This is a genomic window from Sediminimonas qiaohouensis DSM 21189 (assembly GCF_000423645.1).
Classification (GTDB): Bacteria; Pseudomonadota; Alphaproteobacteria; order Rhodobacterales; family Rhodobacteraceae; genus Sediminimonas; species Sediminimonas qiaohouensis.
Map to the genome: position 1 here is coordinate 1 of NZ_AUIJ01000017.1, position 22,035 is coordinate 22,035.

A 22,035-nucleotide genomic window follows, 5' to 3' on the forward strand; every position below is an offset into this window, starting at 1 on the left:
CAACGTGCCCTTTGCGTATCGCTCGGCCATGTCGTCGAGGGGGATGGGTTTGATGCGGCTGGCCTGGCCGGCGGCGCCGAAGCGTTCGAACCGGTCGCGGCACAGCGCCTCCAGCTCCGCCATCGCGGGGATCATGAACTTGCGCGGGTCGAACTCGCGCGGGGCTTCGGCGGCCACTTTGCGGAACTGCCCGGTCATCGCCATGCGGCAATCGGTGTCGATATTGACCTTGCGCACGCCCGAGGCGATGCCGCGCTCGATCTCTTCGACCGGCACGCCGTAGGTCTGGGGCATCTCGCCGCCATGCGCGTTGATCAGGTCCTGCAGGTATTGCGGCACGCTACTGGATCCGTGCATCACCAGGTGCACGCCGGGAATGCGGGCGTGGATCTCGGCGATGCGGTCCATCGCCAGGATCTCGCCGTCGGGCCGGCGCGAGAACTTGTAGGCGCCGTGGCTGGTGCCGCAGGCGATCGCCAGCGCGTCCACCCCCGTGCGCGCCACGAAATCGGCGGCCTGGTCGGGGTTGGTCAGCAGGTCCTCGCGGCCAAGCTTGCCCTCGGCGCCCGAGCCGTCCTCCTTGGCCGCCTCGCCGGTCTCGAGGCTGCCCAGAACGCCCAGCTCGCCCTCGACGCTGGCGCCGACCCAATGCGCCGTCTGCGCCACCCGCGCGGTGATGTCGACGTTGTACTCAAAGCTCGCTGGCGTCTTCATGTCCGCCTCGAGGCTGCCATCCATCATCACGCTGGTGAAGCCGTGGCGAATGGCCGAAAGACACGTCGCCTCGTTGTTGCCGTGGTCCTGGTGCAGGCAGATCGGCACCGAGGGGTGCATCTCGGCCAGTGCCTGAACCATGTGCCGCAGCATCACGTCGCCCGCATAGGAGCGCGCCCCGCGGCTGGCCTGCACGATCACCGGCGCATCCACCGCCGCCGCCGCCCGCAAGATCGCAAGACCCTGCTCCATGTCGTTGATGTTGAACGCAGGCACACCGTACCCGTGCTCCGCCGCGTCATCCAGCAATTGACGAAGGGTGATTAGTGACATCTCTCGCTATCCTTTCAGCGCGCATCGATAGGTCGGCATTGGGTTGTCGCGCCCTTCATAACGCGGCGCGCAGCGCAGTTCCAGTGTCCGTTACGCCTCGGACGGCTCGGCGATGGCGGCATGGGCTTGGGCAACCTCGCGCACCTCTTCCGCGCTGCCGAAAACCAGCGGAATCCGCGCATGCAGGCCCGGTGCCCGCTGCGCCATGATCGGGGTTTTCCCGTCTGTGGCCATCCCGCCTGCCTGCTCGGCCACGAACGCGATCGGCGCGCACTCGTAAACCATGCGCAACCGGCCTTGCGCATATCCCTTGCGCGCATCGCCGGGATACAGAAAGACCCCGCCGCGGCTAAGGATGCGGTGCGTTTCCGCCACCAGCGAGCCGACCCACCGCATGTTGAAATCGCGCCCGCGCGGCCCATCGGCCCCGGCGAGGCAGGCATCGATATAACCGCGCACCGGCGCCTGCCAGTGACGCTGGTTCGAGGCGTTGATCGCGAACTCGCTGGTGCGCTCGGGAATGCTGAGCGCCGGATCGGCCAGTTCGAACGTGCCGGTATCCCGGTCCAGCACGAACATCAAAGCTCCATCGCCAAACGTCACCACCAGGGCGCAATGCGGGCCGTAAATCACGTAGCCGCCGGCCAACTGATCGGATGCGGGGCGCAGGAACGATGCCTCGGCGTCGTCTTTGGCGTCGAAAATCGAAAAGATCGTCCCGATAGAGACGTTTACATCGATGTTCGAAGAGCCATCCAACGGATCGATCGCCACCGCGTGCGCCCCGTCTTTGTTGAGCTCGAGCGCAGCATCCTGCTCCTCCGACGCGTACCACCGCACATCGGTTTGCGCCAAGGCATCGGCAAACATCTCGTCCGCTTGCACATCGAGCGCCTTTTGCGTGTCGCCGTCGGTATTCTCGCCCACCTGCGCGCCCAGTGTCTGCCCCATCGGGCCGCGCCCGATGATCGCGTTCACCTCGATCGCCGCCGTGCAGAGCGCGTTGATGATCCCGGACAGCGATGCGGGAACCCGAGGATTGTCGATCACGGGGCGTTGCAATGTCATGGTCATCCTTTCAAGGCTGGCGCGCGAAATCTGGTATGCCTGCTATCTCAGATTCGGCAGGTAAAGAGAATGCCTTTGTGCAAACTCGCGATGTCAGTCGCCTTGATCGGCATGCATAGGCATCCTCATCCCGCCGTGCGGAAAAATATTTCGAAATATTGATCCCGGGGCGGGATTGTGCAACCGTCCCGCAAAACGGGAGGGTATTGAGACATGCGATTTGACGGCAGGGTCGCCATCGTTACCGGAGCATCCAGCGGCATCGGCCGTGCCACGGCCGCCCGCCTTGCGGCCGAAGGCGCCCGCGTCGCGCTGGTGGATATCAACACCGATGCGCTGACCGCGGCGGTCCCTGCAGGTGGCGGCGCGCACATGACTTATGCCTGCGACGTTTCTGATGAAAACGCGGTGCGCGACTGCGTCTCGGCCGTGAAGGAACGGTTCGGGCGTATCGACCTGCTGTGCAACAACGCCGGCATCATCTGCACGCCCGCGCCCATAACGGAAATCGACAGCAGCGAATGGCAGCGCGTGATGGGGGTGAACCTGTTCGGCGTGGCCCATTTCATAAAACACGTGGCGCCGGTGATGATCGAGCAGGGGGATGGCGGGGCCATCGTCAACACGGCGTCCGTCGCCGGCATCCGGTCGGGCGCCGGGGGCAACATCTACTCAGCATCCAAGGCGGGGGTGATCAACCTGACCATGACCACCGCCTGCGATTTGGGCAGCTATGGCATCCGCGTCAACGCAGTGTGTCCCGGCCTGATCGAGACGGGGATGACCAAGCAGGTATTCGACTATGCCCGCGCCTCGGGCAAGGAGGACCGCCTTGGCGCGCGGTGCGAGCTGCGCCGCTATGGCCGGCCCGAGGAAATTGCCGCGGCCATCGCCTTTCTCGCCAGCGACGACGCCAGCTTTGTAACCGGACAGGCCCTGCCGGTGGATGGGGGCAATACCGCATCGCTCAACCTGCCGGGGATGAAATACTGATGCCTGCGCTAGCCCGTCACTTGCGGCACTGGCCCGACGGGGTGCCGCATCACCTGAGCCTTCCGGATCATAGCATCCATGAGAACCTTGCGCGCACGGCAGCATGCCATCCGCAACGCCCGGCGTTGATCTTTCATGGCGCGACATTGAATTACTCGGACCTTCTGGCGCGCGTCGAGGCACTGGCAGGCACCCTGCAAAACCTGGGCGTTAGGCGCGGGGACAGGGTGCTGCTCTATATGCAGAACAGCCCGCAGTTCATCATCGGCTACTACGCGATCCTGCGCGCCGATGCGGTTGTGATCCCGGTCAACCCGATGAACCGGCATGCCGAGCTGGAGCATCTTGCCCGCGACACTGGCGCCCGCGTGGCCCTTGCCGGCAGCGAATTGCTGGACCACATCACGCCGTTGATCAAGGCGGGCGGACTGGACCATGTCATCGCCGCCGCCTATGCCGACATGGCAGATGTGGCGCGTGATATCCCCTTGCCCGATCCTCTGGATTCCATGTCGGACATGCACACGCGCGGGCCCGGCGTGATCCGGTGGACGGATGCCCTGAGCGGGGGGCACGCGCCCGCGCCGCATTGCGCGGGGCCGGATGACCTGGCCGTGATTCCATACAGCTCCGGCACCACGGGACAACCGAAGGGCTGCATGCACAGCCACCGCACCGTGATGGTAACCGCGCTTGGTAGCGTGGTGTGGAACCCCATAGACGAAAACAGCGTGAACCTCGCGACGCTGCCGCTTTTCCACGTCACCGGAATGCAGGCCTGCATGAATGGCCCCATCATGGTGGGCGGCACGATCGTCGTGATGACCCGCTGGGATCGCGCCACGGCGGCGGCGCTGATCGCGCGGCACAGGGTAACGCGCTGGCGGTCGATTTCGACGATGGCGATCGATCTGGTGAACGACCCCGATTTCGACAGCTACGACCTGTCCAGCCTCGAAGCGATCGGCGGTGGCGGCGCCGCCATGCCCGAGGCCATCGCCAAACGCCTGCGCGGCATGACCGGCCTGGATTATATTGAGGGCTATGGCCTGTCCGAAACCATGGCGGCCACGCATATCAACCCTGTCACCGCGCCCCGGCAGCAATGCCTAGGGATTCCCGTTTTCGACGTAGACAGCCGGGTCATATCAACCGACAACGGGCACGAGCTGGGCCCCGGTGAGGTCGGCGAGATTATCACCCACGCACCGCAGGTATTCCTGGGCTACTGGAACCGGCCCGAGGAAACAGAAAAAGCGTTTCTCGAGCTTGATGGCAAAGCCTTCTTTCGCACCGGCGATCTGGGCTACTACGACGAGGACGGCTATTTCTACATGGTCGACCGGGTCAAGCGGATGATCAACGCCTCCGGCTTCAAGGTGTGGCCAGCCGAAGTCGAAGCATTGATGCACCACAATCCCGACATCGCCGAGGTCTGCGTGATCGGGGCGCAAGACCCACGCCGCGGCGAAACCGTCAAGGCCTATGTCGTGCCCTCCCCCGCCGCACAAGGCACCGTTTCAGAGAAGGACATCATCGAATGGTGCCACGCCGAAATGGCCGCCTACAAATGCCCCCGCGCCGTGGCCTTCGTGGACAGCCTGCCGAAATCGGGCGCCGGCAAAGTACTCTGGCGTCAACTGGCGGACGCCGAACGCGCCGCCGCACACGGGAATTGACGCAACGTCGCTTTCCTGTATCAGGATCGGAACAATGAGAAAAAGAAACACACAAATTACCGCCGAGGACACCGCCAAGGACAGTGGCGACCGGCAGTTCGTCACCGCATTGCACCGCGGTCTTGAGCTGTTGCGCGCCTACCGGCCATCGGACAAGGCGGGGTTGGGCAACCGCGAACTGGCCGGGCGAACGGGCTTGCCCAACTCGACGGTTTCACGGCTCACCTACACCCTGATGAAGCTGGGCTACCTGGTCTATGACGACGATACCGGGCGCTACCGGATGGGCGTGCCCGTTCTGGGCCTTGGGTACGCATGCCTTGGCGGGCTCAAGGTGCGCGAAACCGCGCAACCGCTGATGCAACAGCTTGCCGACAATAGCGGCGATGGCGTGCTTGTCGCGCTTGGCGGGCGCGACGACCTGGCGATGACCTACATCGCCTGCGCCCGCGCGGCGCGCAGCATGATCTCGTTACAACTCAGCGTCGGCTCGCGCATATCGCTCAAGCGCTCGGCCATGGGGCGTGCCTATATCGCCGGTGCCCCCGAAACCGAACGCGCCCAGATCATGGAGCGGCTAGAAGAGGCCACCCCGCCCGAGGATTGGCCCCGCATCAGAGACGAGATCGCGGACGCCGCCGAGCAGATCCGCACGCGCGGTTTCTACGCAAGTATCGGTAAATGGCAATCGGACGTGAACGCGGTATCGGTGCCCTACCGGTCCCCCCAAGGGGACGCACCGATGCTTGCGTTCAACTTGGGCGGTCCGGCCTACATCCTGCCGCGCGAGCGGCTGGAAGAAGAACTTGGCCCCCGCCTTCTGGAAATGGTCGCGGCGGTCAAACGCACCGGGGCCTAAAGCGCACCGCGTTCAATTGGAAACGCTTCAAGGCCGGGCACACACCCGCACGGGTGGGCGCGGCGGGCGGGCTAATCCGGTCCGATGCAACACACTCCAGTGTTCGCCACCCGGCCAAAGGGTTCCGCGTCCCTTCCGGTTTTGGCCTGTTGCTGCCGTTCGATATAGCGCCCCGCGCGGAATAGCGCCCGCAGGGCGCCGCGCATCGCCGTGCCGCCCGTCGTCCCAAAGGGGCGCCGCCTATAATCGGCACGCCTCTGGCGTGACGGCACGGCGATTTGGCTGGGCTGGGCGCAACGCACTAAGGTTCTTCGGATTTGGCGGGAATAAAGCGCCAGCGCACCAGCGTAGGATCGCTGCACCGCGGCCCAACAATGCGCGGCTCCTCATCTGCTCGCCCGAAGGTCCTCTCCAGGCCACAACCGTATGCGGCGCGGGGCCCTGCCGTCACTCCGAAAATCGATGCTGCGCACCCAGGGTCGCGCATGCCACCTCTAACGCAGATCGGGCAGGGTATAATCGGCGAACTGCTGGCGCAGGGTCAGCTTGGACACCTTGCCCGTCGCGGTGAGCGGTAGGTCGTCAACCCAGACCAGATCATCGGGAAGCTGCCACTTGGCGAAATGCTCGGCCATGTGGGCATGCATCTCTTCGAGGCCGGGGCGTTCCTCGCCCGCCGCAACGGCGACCAGAACCGGTCGTTCGTCCCACTTGGGGTGGGGCATCGCGATGGCAGCGCAGCTGGCGATAGCCGGGTGCGACATGGCCGCGTTTTCAAGGTCGATCGAGCTGATCCATTCGCCGCCCGACTTGATCAGGTCCTTCGAGCGGTCCTGGATCGACAGAATGCCATTGGGTGTGATCGAGGCGATGTCGCCGGTGCCGAACCAGCCCTCGGCGTCCATCGCCTTTTCGGTGGCGTCGTCGTTGTGATAGTAGCCCGAAACGATGGTATTGCCGCGCACATACAGCTCGCCCACGGCCTGCCCGTCATGGGGCAGGCGATTGCCATCATCGTCCACGATCTTGAGGTCCACGCCAAAGGCGCGGCGGCCCTGCTTGGACTTCATGTCGATCATCTGATCGAACGGAAGCGCCTGCACGTCCGGCGGCATGTTGCCGTGGGTGCCTATGGGGCTCATTTCCGTCATGCCCCAGGCGTGGCCGACATTGACCCCGTGCTTTTCAAATGTCTCGATCATGCTGCGCGGAGCGGCCGAGCCGCCGACGACCACGTCGCCAAAGCCGTTGGGCAGGCGGCCCTGCTCCTTGATTTCGGCCAGCAGGCCCAGCCAGACGGTTGGCACGCCCCAGGCCGAATAAACCCCTTCCTGATCCATCAGCTTGAACAAGCTGGGCCCGTCCAGCGCCGGCCCCGGCATGACCAGCGTCAGCCCGATCAGCGGTGCGGAATAGGGAAGGCCCCAAGCGTTTACGTGAAACAGCGGCACGACCGGCAGCACCTTGACGCCTTCCTCAAAGACCGACCCTTGGACCAGCGCGATCATCAGCGCGTGCAGCACGGTCGAGCGGTGCGTATAAAGCGCGCCTTTCGGGTTGCCGGTGGTGCCCGAGGTATAGCACAGGCCGGCGGCGGTATCCTCGGGGAATTCTGGCCAGTCCATCTCGGTCGGCTGACCATCGAGCAATTCTTCGTAGCAGAGCGCATCAAGGCTGTTTTCGGGCATATGCGCGCGGTCGGTCATGACCACGTAGGTCATGTCGGACGGCAGGTGATCCTTCACCGCCTCGAGGATCGGCACGAAGGTGGTGTCGACAAAGATCATCCGGTCTTCCGCGTGGTTCACGATGTAGATCAGTTGCTCGGCCGACAGGCGCGGGTTGATAGTGTGGCAAACCGCGCCGATACCTGAGACGGCGTAATACAGCTCGAAGTGGCGATAGCCGTTCCATGCCAGCGTGGCGACACGGTCCCCCATTCCGATCCCCCGCGCGCGCAGGGCGTGGGCCAGTTGCGATACCCGCGAAAGCGTTTGGGGGTATGTCTGGCGGTGAATGTCGCCTTCGGTCCGGGCCGAGACGATTTCCCCCGTGGGATGAACCTCTGCCGCGTAGCTTAGAATATCGCTGATCCGCAGCGGTCGATGCATCATCATGCCTTGCATGATCCCCTCCCATTATCGTGTCTTCGCTTGGCGCGAACTTAGCCGCTGAGGGACGATTTCCCAAGTCAAATTCACCCCTTATGCCGGTTTTCCGCCGCGTCAGAATCACGCCTGCCGCGTGCGTGGCCCGCAATGTTCCGCGATGCGGGCGAGGGGGTGCCCAGACGTCACGGAATCCCCTGTTTCTGTTGCCCCAGGCGGGCCGTGCACCTAGGCTGATGGCAGCAAAACGGAGACCCCCATGAAGGCAATTATCTGCAATGAATTCGCGTCGTTGGATCAACTGGTATACGGGGACATGGACGACCCCGCGCCAAGTGGGCGGCAGGTCGTGATCCGGGTCGAGGCATCCGGCGTGAACTACCCTGACGGGCTGTTGGTGCAGGGGTTGTACCAGATGCGCCCCGAGCACCCGTTTGTGCCCGGAATGGAGGCTGCGGGCGTTGTCGAAAGCGTGGGCCCCGAGGTAGGCACCGTGCGCCCCGGCGACAGGGTGGCGACGATCTGTTCGCTCGGTGGCTACGCCGAGAAGGTGCTGAGCGAGGAGGGCCGGGTTTTCCCGATTGGGGATATGGATGCGGCAGATGCCTGTGCGCTTCTGGTGGCGTTTGGCACATCGCATCACGCGCTCAAGCAGCGGGCGCAGCTTGCACCGGGTGAGACGCTTGTCGTGCTGGGCGCGGCGGGGGCAACCGGGATCGCGGCGATCCAAATCGGCAAGCTCATGGGCGCGCGCGTGATCGCCGTGGCATCAAGCGATGAAAAGCGCCAATTGGCACGCGACAACGGCGCCGACGAGGCGATCGGCTATGACGACCTGAAGACCGAGATCAAGGGGCTGACCGATGGCCGAGGCGCCGACGTGGTGTTCGATACCGTGGGCGGCGCGGCCTTTGACGCTTGCGCGCGGGCCATGGCGCGCGGCGGACGGTTGTTGGTCGTCGGGTTCGCAAGCGGCGATATCCCGAGGTTCCCCGTGAACCTTGCGCTGGTGAAGGAATACGCGGTGATCGGCGTGTTCTGGGGGAATTTCACCCGGTTTGAGCCGCAAGCCTACGCGGACAACATGGCGGAGCTGCTGCAATGGTACCAGGCGGGCAAGGTGCGCCCGCTGATCGAGGGGCGCTATCCGCTTGCCGAGGCCGCGCAGGTGCTTGAGCGTATCCTCAACCGCGGGGCGGTTGGCAAGATCGTGCTGATCCCAGATTGATCGCGGCACGCTCGAGTGTTTCCTACGCGGTACAAGTTGCAATCTTAATGAGTTTGCCCGTCACGAATGCGGGGGCATGATGGCCTGGTTGCTGCCGTTGGGGCATGGCACCAATGCGCGGAATAGAGGCGCGTAGCGCCGCCGCGCATCGCCGGGCCGCTCCCCCGGCACGGCGATGCGCGGCTTCCAAGCCGGTTGTGCAATGTCCGCTCAAGGCCATCTTGTTTCGCCCCACCCTGCGTAGCAGGCAGTATTTTCATTGGGCAACGCGAGAACCTGATCGAACGCACCATTTGACAACGAACCACAGCCGACCGAATGAGAACGCGCGCACCGACCGGGACGCGCGTTTTGCTATCACGGGGCCGGCGGGCGTTCAGACCTCCAACCACTCCTTGCGGATATCGGCGCGGGTCTTGAAGTCCTCGGGGGTGCCCTCGTAGACGATCTCGCCGTGGCCCATGACATACACCCGCGCGGCGATGCGCAGGGCGATCGACAGCTTCTGCTCGACCAGCAGGATCGCCACCCCCGCGCGCGCGATATCAGCGATCATGTCGCCGACCTGCTGCACGATCTTGGGCGCCAACCCCTCGGTCGGCTCGTCGATGATGATCAGGTCCGGGTTCCCCATCAAGGTGCGGCACATGGTCAGCATCTGCTTTTCCCCGCCCGACAGTACACCGGCAAGGTTATCCGCCCGCTCCTTGAGGTTGGGGAACATCTCGAGCATCTCCTCGATGGTCCAGCGGCCGGGCTTTTTCATGTCTTTGATCCCTAGGATCAGGTTCTCGCGCACCGTCATCATGGGAAAGATATCCCGGCTTTCAGGCACATAGCCCAAACCCAGATGCGCGATGCGGTAGCTCTCCAGCCCATCGATACGCTGCCCCTTGAAGGTGATCTCGCCCTTGGGCGGCACCTCGCCCATGATCGCCTTGGCGGTGGTCGACCGCCCCACGCCGTTGCGCCCCAAGAGCGCGATAACCTCGCCCGGCATGATTTCCATGTGTACACCGCGCAGGACGTGGCTCTTGCCGTAAAAGGCATGCAGGTCCTTCACCGTCAGCATCGGTTCGGTCATTGCGCACCTCCCGCCAGTACCTGCTGTTCGTCCTCGTCGCCCAGATACGCCTCGCGCACACGGGGATCGCCGCGGATTTCCTCGGGCGTGCCGGTAGCAATGATCTGGCCATACACCAGAACCGAAATACGGTCGGCAAGGTTGAAAACGACGCCCATGTCATGCTCGACGATGATCAGGGTCTTGCCCGCTGTCGCCTGCTCGATCAGGGCCACGGCCCTGTCGGTTTCCGAATGGCTCATCCCCGCCGTCGGCTCGTCCAGCAAGACAACATCGGCGCCCCCCGCGATCGTAATGGCGATCTCGAGCGTGCGCTGATCGGCATAAGGCAGCAGGGCCGCGGGCAAATGCGCCTTGTCCAGAAGGCCGACCCGCTCCAGCACCTCGCCGGTCTTCTGCTGCACCTCGCGCAGGTTCCCCACGTTGCGCCAAAAGCTGTAGCCATGCCCAAGCGAATAGAGCACGCCGCAGCGCACGTTCTCGCGCACGGTCATGTTGGCGAAAATGTTGGACACCTGGAAACTGCGCGACAGGCCCATACGGTTGATCACATGCGGCGGCAGGCCGGTGATCTCTTCGCCCTTGAGTTTCACGCTGCCCTCTGTCGGGTGATACAGCCCCGATATCAGGTTGAACAACGTGGACTTGCCCGCACCGTTCGGGCCGATGATGGCGTGCCGCTCACCCGGCTCCAGGTCCAGATCGACGCCACAGATGATCTCGGCGGGGCCAAAGTTCTTCTTGAGGCCCTTGATTGAAAGCGCGGGCGTGCTCATGCGTGGCCCTCCTCATTGTTGCGGGCCAGCCGCAGCGTGACAAACCCGGCCCCGAAGAACCCAAGGATCAGGATCCAGCTCAGCGGCGTATCGATTCCCAGATGCAAACCGAACGGCTCGAACACTTCGCCATAACCATTGGACCAGCGCACGGCGACCTCGATCAGGATGACAAGCCCGGTAAACGCCAGCGCGACGCCAACAGCCTGCTGCACCCGCCGGATCAGCATCTCGCGGGCGCCGCCGTGGCGGAAAATCTCCAACAGGCCAAACACCATCCCGGCAACACCGCCGGGGGCATACATCACGATGGCGATGAACAGCAGACCCAGATACAGCAACCATGCCTCGGAATAATCCGACAGCATCGATTGCATGTAAGTCAGCAGGATCGCCCCCATGATCGGCCCGGTGAAATACCGAATCCCCCCGATATACGCCATCAGCAGCACCAGTCCCGACGGCACCAGCGACAGGGATTCAGGGGTGAATATCTCGTAGTTCACCGCCGACATGCCACCCGCGAGCCCTGCAAACGCCCCCGCGAAGATGAACACCAGGTACCGCACGCGGTTCGGGTCATAACCGACAAATTGCACCCGCTCGGGGTTGTCGCGCGTCGCCTCTGACATCTTGCCAAGCGGCGTGCGGGTGAAGGCGTAGATGCCAAGGGTGCCGACGAACGTCCAGAACGCGATGAACCAATAGACATCCTCGACCGGCCCCATCGACAGGCCAAACGCCTGCGGCCCAACCATCCGGTCGCCCGTCACGCCCATTTCGCCGCCAAAGATCGACCCGAACATATAGCCCGCCGCCGCCACCAACTCGGCCACGCCGAGCGAGATCATCGCGAACGGCACGCCCGAGCGCTTGCAAGACGGCCAGCCGATAACCGCCCCCGCCAGCGCCCCGATGGCAAAGCCGACGACCGGCAGCATGAAAACGGGGTAGTTGCTCCAGAACGCTGAGTTGCCCGCGTCGATGGCATTCATGGCATGCAGGGCCGCATACCCTCCGAGGCCGAAATACACCGCATGGCCAAAGGACAGCAGCCCGCCGCGCCCCAGCAGCATGTTGTAAGACAGCGCGAAGACGATGTTGATCCCCATCGCCGCCGTCAGCGAATACATCGTGCGCGACGGATCGAAGAACGGGATCAGCAGCAGCACGACAGCCATGACAACGAATGGCACGAACCGCTGACGGATTTTCACCGCCCGCGAGGGGGCCAGGTGCTCATAGCTTTGCACCGAATTGCTTTGCATTGAATTATCACTCACAGCTCACGATCCCCCATCAGGCCTCGCGGGCGCACCATCAAGATCAGCACCAGCATCAGGAACGGGATCATCGGCGCCAGCGACGCGATCGTGATACCTCCCAACTCCGAGGTTGCACTCAGGCCAAGCCAGCCGAAGATATCGGCAAATGAGGCGTCGATGCCAACGGCAAAGGTCTGCATCAGCCCCAGCAGCATCGCGGCAAGAAAGGCGCCGGTCAGGCTCCCAAGGCCGCCGACGACGACCACGACGAAAACGATCGGACCCATCTGAACGGCCATTGCCGGGTCCGTCACCAGGTAATTGCCGCCAATGACGCCGGCCAGACCAGCCAGTGCACAACCCGCGCCAAACACCGACATGAAGATGCGCGGCACGTTATGCCCCAGGTGCCCCACCATGTGCGGATGCGTCAGCGCCGCCTGGATGATAAGCCCCGCACGTGTCCGGTTGAGGATAAACCAGAGTGCCGCCAGCATGCCGACTGACACAAGCAGGATGAACACGCGGTAAGCCGGGTACTGCGCCCCGAACAGCTCGAACATCGGGAAATCCAGCAACTCGGGCACGCGGTAATCCACCGCGTTGCGGCCCCAGATGATCTTGACCACCTCGTCGATCAGGTAGGCCAGCCCGAAGGTGAACAACAGCTCCGCCACGTGGCCATTGGCATGCACGCTTCGCAGGCCCCATTTCTCGACCGCGGCGCCAACCAGCCCCACCAGAACGGGCGCCAGGATCAACGCGATCCAGAAGTTCGTGACCCCCGCAATCGAATATGCGAAGTACGCCCCCAGCATGTAAAAACTGGCATGCGCGAAGTTCAGCACGCCCATCATGCTGAAGATAAGCGTCAGGCCGCTGGACAACATGAACAGCAGCAGCCCGTAAATCACCCCGTTCAGGAGCGAGAATACGATCGTTTCCATCAGGACCTCTTTTCAGAAGGGGTTCCGCACCTCTGCACCCAAAACTGCGCGGGAGGAAACGGGCGGCCGAAGCCGCCCGCTCAGACGTGCCGACAGATCAGCGCGACGGCCGCTCCATCTCGCAGCTCGTCGGCGGAGCGGTTGCGCTGGCCGGGATGCGGGCCTCGTCGCTTGCCGTCCAGCCAAGGCCGGTATCCTCGACATCGCGCTCGACATCCGCCGAGAAGGTCGAAACGAACAGGTCCTGTAACACCTGGTGATCCTCGGCGCGCATCGTCACCGTGCCGTAGGGGCCTTCATAGGTCATCCCCTCCATGGCAAAGGCGATATCCACCGGATCGTTGCTCCCGGCCTTTTCGGCCGCCATATCGAGGAAATGCACCGCGTTATAGGCCCGATGATAGTAGTAGTCGTTCTCTGAGTAGGTTTCCTCGAAATCCTCGATACGCGCGATCTGCTCGTCGGTCGTGGGATAGTTTTCCACGAATTCCGAGATTTGCATCACCTGCCCGACTGCAGCCTCGCCCATAGCCGTCGCCGCCCCGAGCGAGCCGCCATAATACGTCAAGATCGGCGCCTCGAGGCCGGAATCGATCGCGGCCTTGACCAGCAGGACCATGTCCGCGCCCCAGTTCCCGGTGATGACGGCATCGGCATCCGAGCTGATGATCTTCTGGATGTACGGGGTGAAGTCCTTGACCCGGCCCAACGGGTGCAATTCGTTGCCCACGATCTCGATATCGGGGCGCTTCTCCTCCAGCTGCCCGACGGCGGCGGATGCCACGGCCTTGCCGAACGAGTAGTCCTGCCCGATGACATAGACCTTCTCGATTTCGTCGCGCTCGGCGATCCAGTCGGTCGCGGCGGACATCTTCATGTCCACGTGGCTGTCGAAACGGAAATGCCAGAACGAGCATTTCTCGTTCGTGAACGCCGGGTCCACCGCGGCATAGTTCAGGAACAGGATCTCGTCGCCGGGGTTACGCTTGTTATGCTTGTTGACCGCGTCGATGATCGCCGACGCCACCGAAGAGCCGTTGCCCTGCGCGATGAACCGAATGCCGCGGTCGATCGCCTTTTGAAGCTGCACGAGCGATTCCTTGGGGCTGACCTTGTTGTCGAACGGCACCATTTCCAAGTCGGCACCGTTCATGCCGCCGGCCTCGTTCACCTCGGACACGGCATGCGACCATTGCTTGAACCCCGCATCGCCCGACGGCCCGAAAGGCCCCGAAAGCGGATCGATAAACGCGATTTTGACGGTTTCTGCGGATGCGCCCATTGCGGCGAATCCCATTGCTGCCGCGAGTGCAGCGGATTTCACTAGTTTCATTTTTTCCTCCCGTATCGAAAAGCGGCCAAGCCGGCACGCCCTCCTTGACCCGGATGAAAAGATGATATTGCTTGCATGTCAAGAGTTGTGAAATACTATTCCGCAAAGCGAAATACCGGAGACGCCATGCCTGACGCAGCCATAGATCCCGCGCAGTTCCGACGCGAAATTTGCGAATGGATCATCGCCAATTGCCCCGAAGGCCTGCGCGATCAACCCATGAGCGAAGACAGCATCGTCTGGGGCGGCCGGCGGTGGACGTTTCGCGACGATGATCAACGCATCTGGCTGGACCGCGCCATTGCAAAGGGCCTGACCGCACCGCGTTGGCCAACCGAGTATGGCGGCGGCGGCATGACGCGCGAGCAGGAAAAGATCCTGCGCGAGGAAATGTCCCGCCTCGGCGCGCCTCCACCATTGGAGAGCTTTGGCTTGTGGATGCTGGGCCCCGCGCTTATGGCCTTTGGCAACGAGACGCAGAAGGCGCAGCACCTGCCGCCCATCACGCGCGGCGAAATCCGCTGGTGCCAGGGCTATTCCGAGCCCGGAGCCGGCAGCGACCTGGCCAATGTGCAAACCCGGGCCGAGGACATGGGCGATCATTACCTCGTCAACGGGCAAAAGGTCTGGACCTCCTACGCCGATCGCGCCGATTGGATCTTTGCGCTGGTGCGCACTGACCGCGACGCGCCCAAGCATAAGGGCATTTCATTCCTGCTGATGGACATGGAAACCCCCGGCATCACCACCCGTCCGATCCGCCTGATTTCGGGCAAATCGCCCTTCTGCGAGACGTTCTTCGACAACGTCAAGGTGCCCAAGGAAAACCTCGTGGGCGAGGTGAATCGCGGCTGGGACATCGCGAAATACCTACTCACGCACGAGCGCGAAATGATCGGCGGCGGGGCGCGCGGGCTACTTGGCGGCCGGTCCCTGGGCGCGTTCCTCGATGGTCTCGACGACAACGTCCTGAGCGATCCCGTGATTCGCGCCGAGGCGATGGCGGCCGAGGTGGACACCCTCGCCTTCGCCATGACGATGGAGCGCTACAAGGACCACGCCGAGGCGGGCGGCGGCGTCGGCAATGCCAGCGCGATGTTGAAATACTACGGCACCGAATTGAACAAGCGCCGCTACGAGCTGCTGATGTCCGCCGCCGGCAGCGGTGCGCTGGAATGGGACGGGGCGCACGGGGCGCTGGCGCCGGAATGGCTGCGCACCAAGGCCAATTCGATCGAAGGCGGCACATCCGAGGTGATGCTCGACATCATCGCCAAGCGGGTACTTGAATTGCCAAGCGCATGAGGACAACAATGACAAGCCTTCTGGACACTGAAGAAGAGGTCATGCTGCGCGACGCCGCGCGTGGATTTCTGGACAGCGCCGCGCCGGTTTCGGCCCTGCGCACCAACCGCGATGCCGGTCGACCCCACGACCCCGGCCTATGGCGGGAAATGGCGCAGATGGGCTGGGCCGGCGTCCTGATCCCCGAACCCTTGGGCGGCGCCGACATGGGCCACCGCGCCGCCGGTATCCTGGCACAGGAAATGGGCGTTACCCTGACCGCCTCGCCGTTCCTGTCCTCGGCCGTGATCGCGGCCACGGCCCTGCGCAGCGCCGCATCGGACCGCGCCAATGACGCCCTGTCGCACATCGCCGCGGGCGATGAGACATACGCCCTGGCGATCGACGAAGCAGCCAAACACGCCCCCGAACAATGCGCACTTCGCGCCGAACCCGCGGGCAACGGATACCGCCTGTCGGGGTCCAAGACATTTGTCGCGGATGGCGCCAGCGCCACAAGGGTGCTTGTGCTGGCACGCACGGGCGGCATCCCCGGCGAGGCGGCGGGCCTTAGCCTGTTCGACATCGACACTGATCGCGCCGGCCTGACCCGCGCCCGCCTTGATACCGTGGACGCGCGCGATCATGCGCGCCTTGAGTTCAACGGGGTCGAGGCCACCGGCGATGACCTGCTGGGCGAGACCGACAATGCCATGCACCTGCTGCGCCCCGCGCTTGATGCCGGTCAGGCCGCGCTGGCGGCGGAATTGACCGGGCTGGCCACCGGGGTCACGGACATGACACTGGGCTATCTCAAGGAACGCCGCCAGTTCGACCGCACCATCGGCAGCTTCCAGGCCCTGCAACACCGCGCCGCGCACCTGTGGGCCGAGATCGAGGTCACCGCCTCGGCGATCGCCAACGCGGGCCGGGTGCTGGATGAAACACCGGATGACGCAACGTTGGCGGTGTCTTTGGCCAAGGCGCGTGCCACACATACCGCCAATCTGGCGGTGCGAGAGGGCGTACAGATGCATGGCGGTATCGGCATGACCGACGATCACGATGCCGGGTTTTACATGAAACGCGCCCGCGTCGGGGCGGAATGGCTGGGCGATTACGGCTACCACGCCGCGCGCGTCGCCGCCGCACGCGGATTCTGAGGGAGGATACACCAAGATGAAAATGACACCGGAAACGCTGTTTGATCTGACCGGCAAGGTCGCACTGGTAACGGGCGGGGCCACCGGCATTGGCCGCATGGCCGCCGAGGGGCTGATGGGCGCTGGCGCCCGCGTCCTGATCGCCAGCCGCAAGGCCGACGCCTGCGAGGCCGTCGCGCAAGAGCTGAACGCACTGGGCCTCAAGGGCAAGGCCGAAGGGTTCGGCGGCGACGTCGGCACCGAAGAGGGGGTGGAGGCCCTCGCCGCCGAGGTCGCGGCGCGCACCGACAAGCTTCATATCCTGATGAACAACGCCGGCCGCACATGGGGCGATCCGCTGGGGCAGCACCCCTACAAGGCGTGGGAAAAGCTGCTGTCGGTCAACGTCACCGGCATGTTCCACCTCACGCAGACGCTGCTGCCGCTCTTACGCGCCGCCAGCGCCCCGGGCGATCCGGCGCGCGTCGTCAACGTCGGCAGCGTCATGGGGGACATTCCCAAGGGCACGATGACCTATTCCTACGCCACCTCCAAGGGCGCGGTGCACCACCTGACGCGCGTCCTGTCGAACGATCTGGCGCCCGAGGGGATCACCGTCAACGCCATCGCGCCGGGGCCTTTCGTGTCGAACATGACGGCCTTCGCCATCGGCACCGAGGAAGGCCAGGACAAGGCCGCCAAGGGCGTGCCCCTTGGCCGCGTCGGCCAGCCCGAGGATATCGCCGGGGCGCTTCTCTACCTGTGCGGGCGCGGCGGTGCCTACGTGTCGGGCGCGATCCTGCCGCTGTCGGGGGGCATGCAGTCGAACGCGCCCGGCAACCTCTTCAACGAGGATCTGTAGGCCATGCCCGAAACCATCACCCGCGCCGACATGGCCGCCCGCGTGGGGCAATCGCTTGGCTCGTCGCGCTGGTTCACCGTGGACCAGTCTATGATCGACGGCTTTGCCGACATCACCCACGACCACCAGTTCATCCATGTCGATCCCGCCGCAGCCGCACAAACGCCGTTTGGCGGCACCATCGCGCATGGGTTTCTAACGCTGTCGCTGCTGTCGGCGATGGTCTACGATGCAGTGCCCACGATGGAGGGAGTCACCATGGGCGTGAACTACGGCTTTGACCGGGTTCGCTTCGTCAGTCCGGTCATGGTGAACGCGCGCGTGCGCGGGCACTTCACCCTCGCCGCGTTCGACGAGCCGGGCCCGGACGAGGTGCAGACAACCCTCGACGTTGAGGTCGAGATTGAGGGCACCGACAAACCCGCGCTCGTCGCGCGCTGGCTGGGCCGCAGATATTTCGGAGGCGAAAAATGACCGTCGATTTCAAGGGCCGCGTCGCCATCGTGACCGGCGCCGGTGTTGGGCTGGGCCGTAGCCACGCGCTTGGCCTTGCTAGACGCGGCGCACATGTGGTCGTCAACGACCTAGGCGCCGACACCGATGGCACCGGCGGTAGCTCGGACGCCGCGCGCACCGTGGCAGAGCATATCCGCGCGCAAGGCGGCCGCGCAATCGCGAACGGCGCCAACGTCACCGACACCGGCCAAGTGCAGCAGATGGTCAATGACGCCATCGCCGAGTTTGGCCACGTTGATATCCTGGTGAACAACGCCGGCATCTTGCGCGACAAGACATTTGCCAAGATGTCGCTGGCCGATTTCCTCACCGTGCTCGACGTGCACCTGATGGGCACCGTCAACTGCACCCACGCGCTCTGGCCCCACATGATCGAGCGCGGCTATGGCCGCATCGCGTTCACCACCTCCGCCAGCGGCCTTTACGGCAATTTTGGGCAATCCAACTACGGCGCGGCCAAGGCGGCGATGCTGGGCTTGATGAACGTGCTGGCACAAGAGGGCGCAAGGCACGACATCCGCGTCAACACGCTGGCCCCTACCGCCGCCACCCGGATGACCGAAAACCTGCTCCCGCCCGAGGCGCTGGATCTGCTCGCGCCCGATACGATCACGCCGGGCCTCTTGGCCCTGGTCAGTGACGCCGCCCCGACCCAAATGATACTGGGGGCGGGCGCGGGTTGCTTTGCCGAGACCAAGGTCTACGAGACCGCCGGCGTCGCCTTGCAGGGCAGCGAGCTCAGTCCCGAAGGCGTGCTGGCGGCCATGGACCGCATCCGCGACCCGTCAGGGCAGGCGCAGGTGGAAAACGCCTTTGCCCAGACCCGAAAATATGCCCGAATGGCGGCCGAGGCCCGTGGCCTGCCGCAGCCGTGGCAAGATTGAACTCAGGAAGGATCAGACCAATGCGTGACGCCGTCATCGTATCAACCGCCCGCACCCCGATCGGCAAGGCCTATCGCGGTGCCTTCAACGACACCCCGGCGCAAGAGCTGATCGGCCACGCCATCCGCCACGCCGTGGACCGCGCCGGGCTTGAGGGCCACGACGTCGAAGATTGCATCGTCGGCGCGGCACTGCAGCAGGGCTCGACCGGGAGCAACATCGCCCGGCAGGGCGTCATCCGCGCCGGCCTGCCCGTATCGGTGGCGGGCATGTCGCTGGACCGGCAATGCGCCTCGGGCATGATGGCCATCGCCACCGCTGCCAAGCAGGTCATCCATGACGGCATGGATGTTGCCATTGGCGGCGGCGTGGAATCCATCAGCCTCGTGCAGAACGACAAGATGCGCACCGACCGCCTTGCCGACCCATGGATCAAGGAGCACAAGCCGGCGCTGTATATGTCGATGTTGGAAACCGCCGAAATGGTGGCGCAGCGCTATGGCGTCGGCCGCGATGCCCAGGACGAATACGCCCTGCAATCGCAACAGCGCACCGCCGCCGCGCAAGAGGCCGGGCGCTTTGACACCGAGATCGTGCCGCTGCCCACCACCATGCTGGTGCAGGACCGCGAGACGAAGGAAATCAGCCGCCGCGAAGTGACACTCGAGCACGACGAGGGCAACCGCCCCTCGACCACGCTGGAGGGCCTGCAATCGTTGCAGCCGGTGCACAAGGGCGGACTAGAGATTGCCGAAGGCGGCTTCATCACCGCCGGCAACGCCTCGCAATTGTCCGATGGCGCCTCCGCCTCCGTCGTTATGGAGGCCCAGGAGGCCGAGCGCCGCGGCCTGCAACCGCTGGGGCGCTACGTGGGCATGATGGCGTCGGGGTGCGAGCCCGATGAAATGGGCATCGGCCCGGTGTTCGCGGTGCCCAAGCTGCTGGAAAAGCACGGGCTGGGCATGGACGATATCGGCCTGTGGGAACTCAACGAGGCCTTCGCCGTGCAGGTTCTCTATTGCCGCGACAAGCTGGGCATCCCGAACGAGCTACTGAACGTCGATGGCGGCGCGATCTCGGTCGGCCACCCCTATGGCATGTCGGGTGCCCGCATGGTCGGTCACGCCCTCATTGAGGGCAAGCGCCGCGGCGCGCGCTACGTGGTCTGCACCATGTGCGTGGGCGGCGGCATGGGCGCGGCAGGCCTGTTCGAAGTGCTGTGATCCCTGCCAATTCTCCGCGCCCGCCCTCGCCTTGCGCGGCGGCGGGCGCGGCTCGCCACGTCCAACCCGAACGGAAGACCCGATGACCCTACCCAGACAATTGCAGAACCTGCGCATTCCCGCCGTGGGCTCGCCACTGTTCATCATCTCGAACCCCGATCTGGTAATCGCCCAATGCAAGGCCGGGATCGTCGGGTCATTCCCCGCGCTCAATGCCCGCGAGGCCGAGGGTGAGCCGATCATGCTCGAGGCATGGCTCACGCGCATTACTGAAGAGCTCGACCGGCACAATCAGGCCAACCCCGACAGCCCCGCCGCGCCCTTCGCGGTCAACCAGATCGTGCACCGCTCCAACGCGCGGCTGGATCGCGACCTTGAGATTTGCCACAAGTGGCGCGTGCCGATCTGGATCACCTCGCTTGGCGCGCGCACCGAGGTCAATGCCGCCGCCCACGAGTGCGGCGGCATCGCCCTGCACGACATCATCAACAACCGCTTCGCCCGCAAGGCGATCGAGAAGGGCGCCGATGGTTTGATCGCGGTGGCTGCCGGGGCTGGCGGGCATGCCGGATCGCAATCGCCCTTCGCACTGGTGCAGGAAATCCGCGAATGGTTCGATGGTCCGCTCCTGTTGTCCGGGTCCATCGCCACCGGCCGCGCCCTTCTGGCGGCGCAGGTCATGGGCGCCGACCTGGGCTATGTCGGATCGCCCTTCATCGCCACCGATGAAGCCAACGCCCAACCCGAATACAAGCAGATGATCGTCGATGCCGGGGCCGAGGATATCGTTTATTCCTCGCTGTTTACCGGGGTGCACGGCAACTACCTCAAACCCTCGATCAGCCGCGCCGGCCTTGATCCCGACAACCTGCCCGACTCCGATCCATCGGCGATGAACTTCGGCGAAAGCCGGCAAAAACCCAAATCGTGGAAGGAAATCTGGGGCGCCGGTCAGGGCGTCGGCGCCGTGCACGAAATAACCCCCGCCGCCGATCTCGTTGAGCGCCTCGCGCGCGAATACGACGCCGCCAAGGACGAGACGGCCAAGCTGATCGGACGGGGGTGAGCATGGGCACGCTGTTTCTCATCCGCCACGCGCAGGCCTCTTTCGGGGCGGCCGATTACGACGTTCTGTCGGACACCGGGCACGAACAATCCCGCGCGCTTGGCCGGGCGCTGGCGCGGCAAGGGGTGCGGCCCGAGGCGCTGTTCACCGGCGCACAGCGGCGCCACCGCGAAACCCTTGAGGGTATCCTCGATGGCATGGGCGCCCCCCCGCGCGCCGCGCAGGTGCACCCGGGCCTTAATGAGTTCGACTTCAAGGCGCTGCTCGATGCGCGTTTCCGCGGCGGCACGCCGCCCGACAACCTGCACGGCGACCGCAAGACGCATTTCCGCACCCTGCGCGACACCGTCCTTGCCTGGCAACGAGACGAGGTACCAAACCCGCCCGAGACATGGGCAGAGTTCACCGCCCGGGTCGAGGATGCCCGCCGCGCCATGGCCTGTGATGGCGGCGATGTGCTCGCCATCAGTTCGGGTGGCGCCATCGGCCAGATGCTTGCCGCCGCGCTCGGTGCGCCGCCCGAACAGCAGATCCGCCTGCAACTGCAAATGAAAAACTGCGCGGTGAACCGGTTCGTCCACTCCCCGCGCAGCTTCTACCTGCACGGCTTCAATGAAACCCCGCATATCGACGCGTCGAACACCGACGCGTTGCTCACATACAGTTGAAGG

General features: G+C 64.4%; 20 protein-coding genes. 12 read left to right on the plus strand and 8 right to left on the minus strand.

Features of this window, described 5'->3' with window-relative positions:
• Together fba and G568_RS0113190 are read right to left on the minus strand one after the other, a co-directional pair.
• Positions 1-1,047: class II fructose-bisphosphate aldolase (fba, locus tag G568_RS0113185; RefSeq protein WP_026758483.1), on the minus strand; the 1,047-nt coding region annotated here is incomplete at its 3' end.
• A 90-nt stretch (positions 1,048-1,137) separates the two neighbouring features.
• On the minus strand, positions 1,138-2,115 hold the full coding sequence (locus G568_RS0113190; protein ID WP_026758484.1) for a class 1 fructose-bisphosphatase: 978 nt from the start codon (positions 2,113-2,115) through the stop codon (positions 1,138-1,140).
• Positions 2,116-2,328: 213 nt separating this feature from the next.
• Here G568_RS0113190 and G568_RS0113195 point away from each other — a divergent pair, with 213 nt between their 5' ends.
• Genes G568_RS0113195 through G568_RS0113205 form a run of 3 tightly spaced genes read left to right on the plus strand, consistent with a single transcriptional unit; the run spans position 2,329 to position 5,646 of the window.
• The gene (locus tag G568_RS0113195; protein ID WP_026758485.1) at positions 2,329-3,108 is read left to right on the plus strand and encodes an SDR family NAD(P)-dependent oxidoreductase; all 780 of its coding nucleotides are present in this window, start codon (positions 2,329-2,331) and stop codon (positions 3,106-3,108) included.
• Positions 3,108-4,787, plus strand: a complete 1,680-nt coding sequence (locus tag G568_RS0113200) for a long-chain-fatty-acid--CoA ligase (protein WP_026758486.1) — start codon at positions 3,108-3,110, stop codon at positions 4,785-4,787. The genes G568_RS0113195 and G568_RS0113200 overlap by 1 nt, the downstream gene beginning before the upstream one ends.
• A gap of 34 nt (positions 4,788-4,821) precedes the next feature.
• Positions 4,822-5,646 (plus strand): IclR family transcriptional regulator, encoded by an 825-nt coding sequence (locus tag G568_RS0113205; RefSeq protein WP_026758487.1) that lies wholly within the window; start codon positions 4,822-4,824, stop codon positions 5,644-5,646.
• A gap of 494 nt (positions 5,647-6,140) precedes the next feature.
• Here the strand turns inward: G568_RS0113205 and G568_RS0113210 are convergent, their stop codons facing one another.
• Complete coding sequence (locus G568_RS0113210; protein WP_026758488.1) at positions 6,141-7,772, minus strand: long-chain fatty acid--CoA ligase; 1,632 nt, start codon at positions 7,770-7,772, stop codon at positions 6,141-6,143.
• A 241-nt stretch (positions 7,773-8,013) separates the two neighbouring features.
• Between G568_RS0113210 and G568_RS0113215 the strand changes: the two genes are divergently transcribed.
• Positions 8,014-8,982, plus strand: coding sequence for an NADPH:quinone oxidoreductase family protein (locus tag G568_RS0113215; protein ID WP_026758489.1), 969 nt, complete (start codon positions 8,014-8,016; stop codon positions 8,980-8,982).
• Between the two features lie 376 nt (positions 8,983-9,358).
• On the opposite strand, the gene G568_RS0113220 is transcribed toward G568_RS0113215, so the two are convergent.
• The 5 genes from G568_RS0113220 to G568_RS0113240 all read right to left on the minus strand — a co-directional run bounded on the left by G568_RS0113220 (position 9,359) and on the right by G568_RS0113240 (position 14,387).
• The gene (locus G568_RS0113220; protein ID WP_245582947.1) at positions 9,359-10,066 is read right to left on the minus strand and encodes an ABC transporter ATP-binding protein; all 708 of its coding nucleotides are present in this window, start codon (positions 10,064-10,066) and stop codon (positions 9,359-9,361) included.
• Entirely contained in the window at positions 10,063-10,842 is a 780-nt protein-coding gene (locus G568_RS0113225; protein WP_026758491.1) for an ABC transporter ATP-binding protein, read from the minus strand. Before G568_RS0113225 ends, G568_RS0113220 begins: the two co-directional genes overlap by 4 nt.
• Positions 10,839-12,125 (minus strand): branched-chain amino acid ABC transporter permease, encoded by a 1,287-nt coding sequence (locus G568_RS0113230; RefSeq protein ID WP_245582948.1) that lies wholly within the window; start codon positions 12,123-12,125, stop codon positions 10,839-10,841. Before G568_RS0113230 ends, G568_RS0113225 begins: the two co-directional genes overlap by 4 nt.
• Positions 12,122-13,054, minus strand: coding sequence for a branched-chain amino acid ABC transporter permease (locus tag G568_RS0113235; RefSeq protein ID WP_026758493.1), 933 nt, complete (start codon positions 13,052-13,054; stop codon positions 12,122-12,124). Before G568_RS0113235 ends, G568_RS0113230 begins: the two co-directional genes overlap by 4 nt.
• 97 nt (positions 13,055-13,151) lie before the next feature.
• Positions 13,152-14,387, minus strand: a complete 1,236-nt coding sequence (locus G568_RS0113240; protein WP_026758494.1) for a branched-chain amino acid ABC transporter substrate-binding protein — start codon at positions 14,385-14,387, stop codon at positions 13,152-13,154.
• A gap of 126 nt (positions 14,388-14,513) precedes the next feature.
• On the opposite strand from G568_RS0113240, the gene G568_RS0113245 reads away from it, so the two are divergent.
• The 8 genes from G568_RS0113245 (at position 14,514) to G568_RS0113280 (ending at position 22,032) form a co-directional block, all read left to right on the plus strand.
• Positions 14,514-15,692, plus strand: coding sequence for an acyl-CoA dehydrogenase family protein (locus G568_RS0113245; protein ID WP_026758495.1), 1,179 nt, complete (start codon positions 14,514-14,516; stop codon positions 15,690-15,692).
• A gap of 8 nt (positions 15,693-15,700) precedes the next feature.
• Positions 15,701-16,834 carry an acyl-CoA dehydrogenase family protein gene (locus G568_RS0113250; protein WP_026758496.1) on the plus strand — a complete coding sequence of 378 codons (1,134 nt, stop codon included), beginning with the start codon at positions 15,701-15,703 and terminating at the stop codon, positions 16,832-16,834.
• A 22-nt stretch (positions 16,835-16,856) separates the two neighbouring features.
• Positions 16,857-17,675 (plus strand): SDR family NAD(P)-dependent oxidoreductase, encoded by an 819-nt coding sequence (locus G568_RS0113255; RefSeq protein ID WP_026758497.1) that lies wholly within the window; start codon positions 16,857-16,859, stop codon positions 17,673-17,675.
• Between the two features lie 3 nt (positions 17,676-17,678).
• A complete protein-coding gene (locus G568_RS0113260) occupies positions 17,679-18,149 on the plus strand; it encodes a MaoC family dehydratase (protein ID WP_026758498.1) in 471 nt (156 codons plus the stop codon).
• Positions 18,146-19,075, plus strand: a complete 930-nt coding sequence (locus G568_RS0113265) for an SDR family NAD(P)-dependent oxidoreductase (protein WP_026758499.1) — start codon at positions 18,146-18,148, stop codon at positions 19,073-19,075. Before G568_RS0113260 ends, G568_RS0113265 begins: the two co-directional genes overlap by 4 nt.
• Positions 19,076-19,095: 20 nt before the next feature.
• Positions 19,096-20,298: an acetyl-CoA C-acyltransferase gene (locus G568_RS0113270; protein ID WP_026758500.1), complete on the plus strand. Its 1,203-nt coding sequence runs from the start codon at positions 19,096-19,098 to the stop codon at positions 20,296-20,298.
• Positions 20,299-20,380: 82 nt separating this feature from the next.
• Positions 20,381-21,364, plus strand: a complete 984-nt coding sequence (locus G568_RS0113275; RefSeq protein ID WP_026758501.1) for an NAD(P)H-dependent flavin oxidoreductase — start codon at positions 20,381-20,383, stop codon at positions 21,362-21,364.
• Between the two features lie 2 nt (positions 21,365-21,366).
• Positions 21,367-22,032 (plus strand): histidine phosphatase family protein, encoded by a 666-nt coding sequence (locus G568_RS0113280; protein WP_026758502.1) that lies wholly within the window; start codon positions 21,367-21,369, stop codon positions 22,030-22,032.
• The last annotated feature ends 3 nt before the right edge of the window (positions 22,033-22,035 follow it).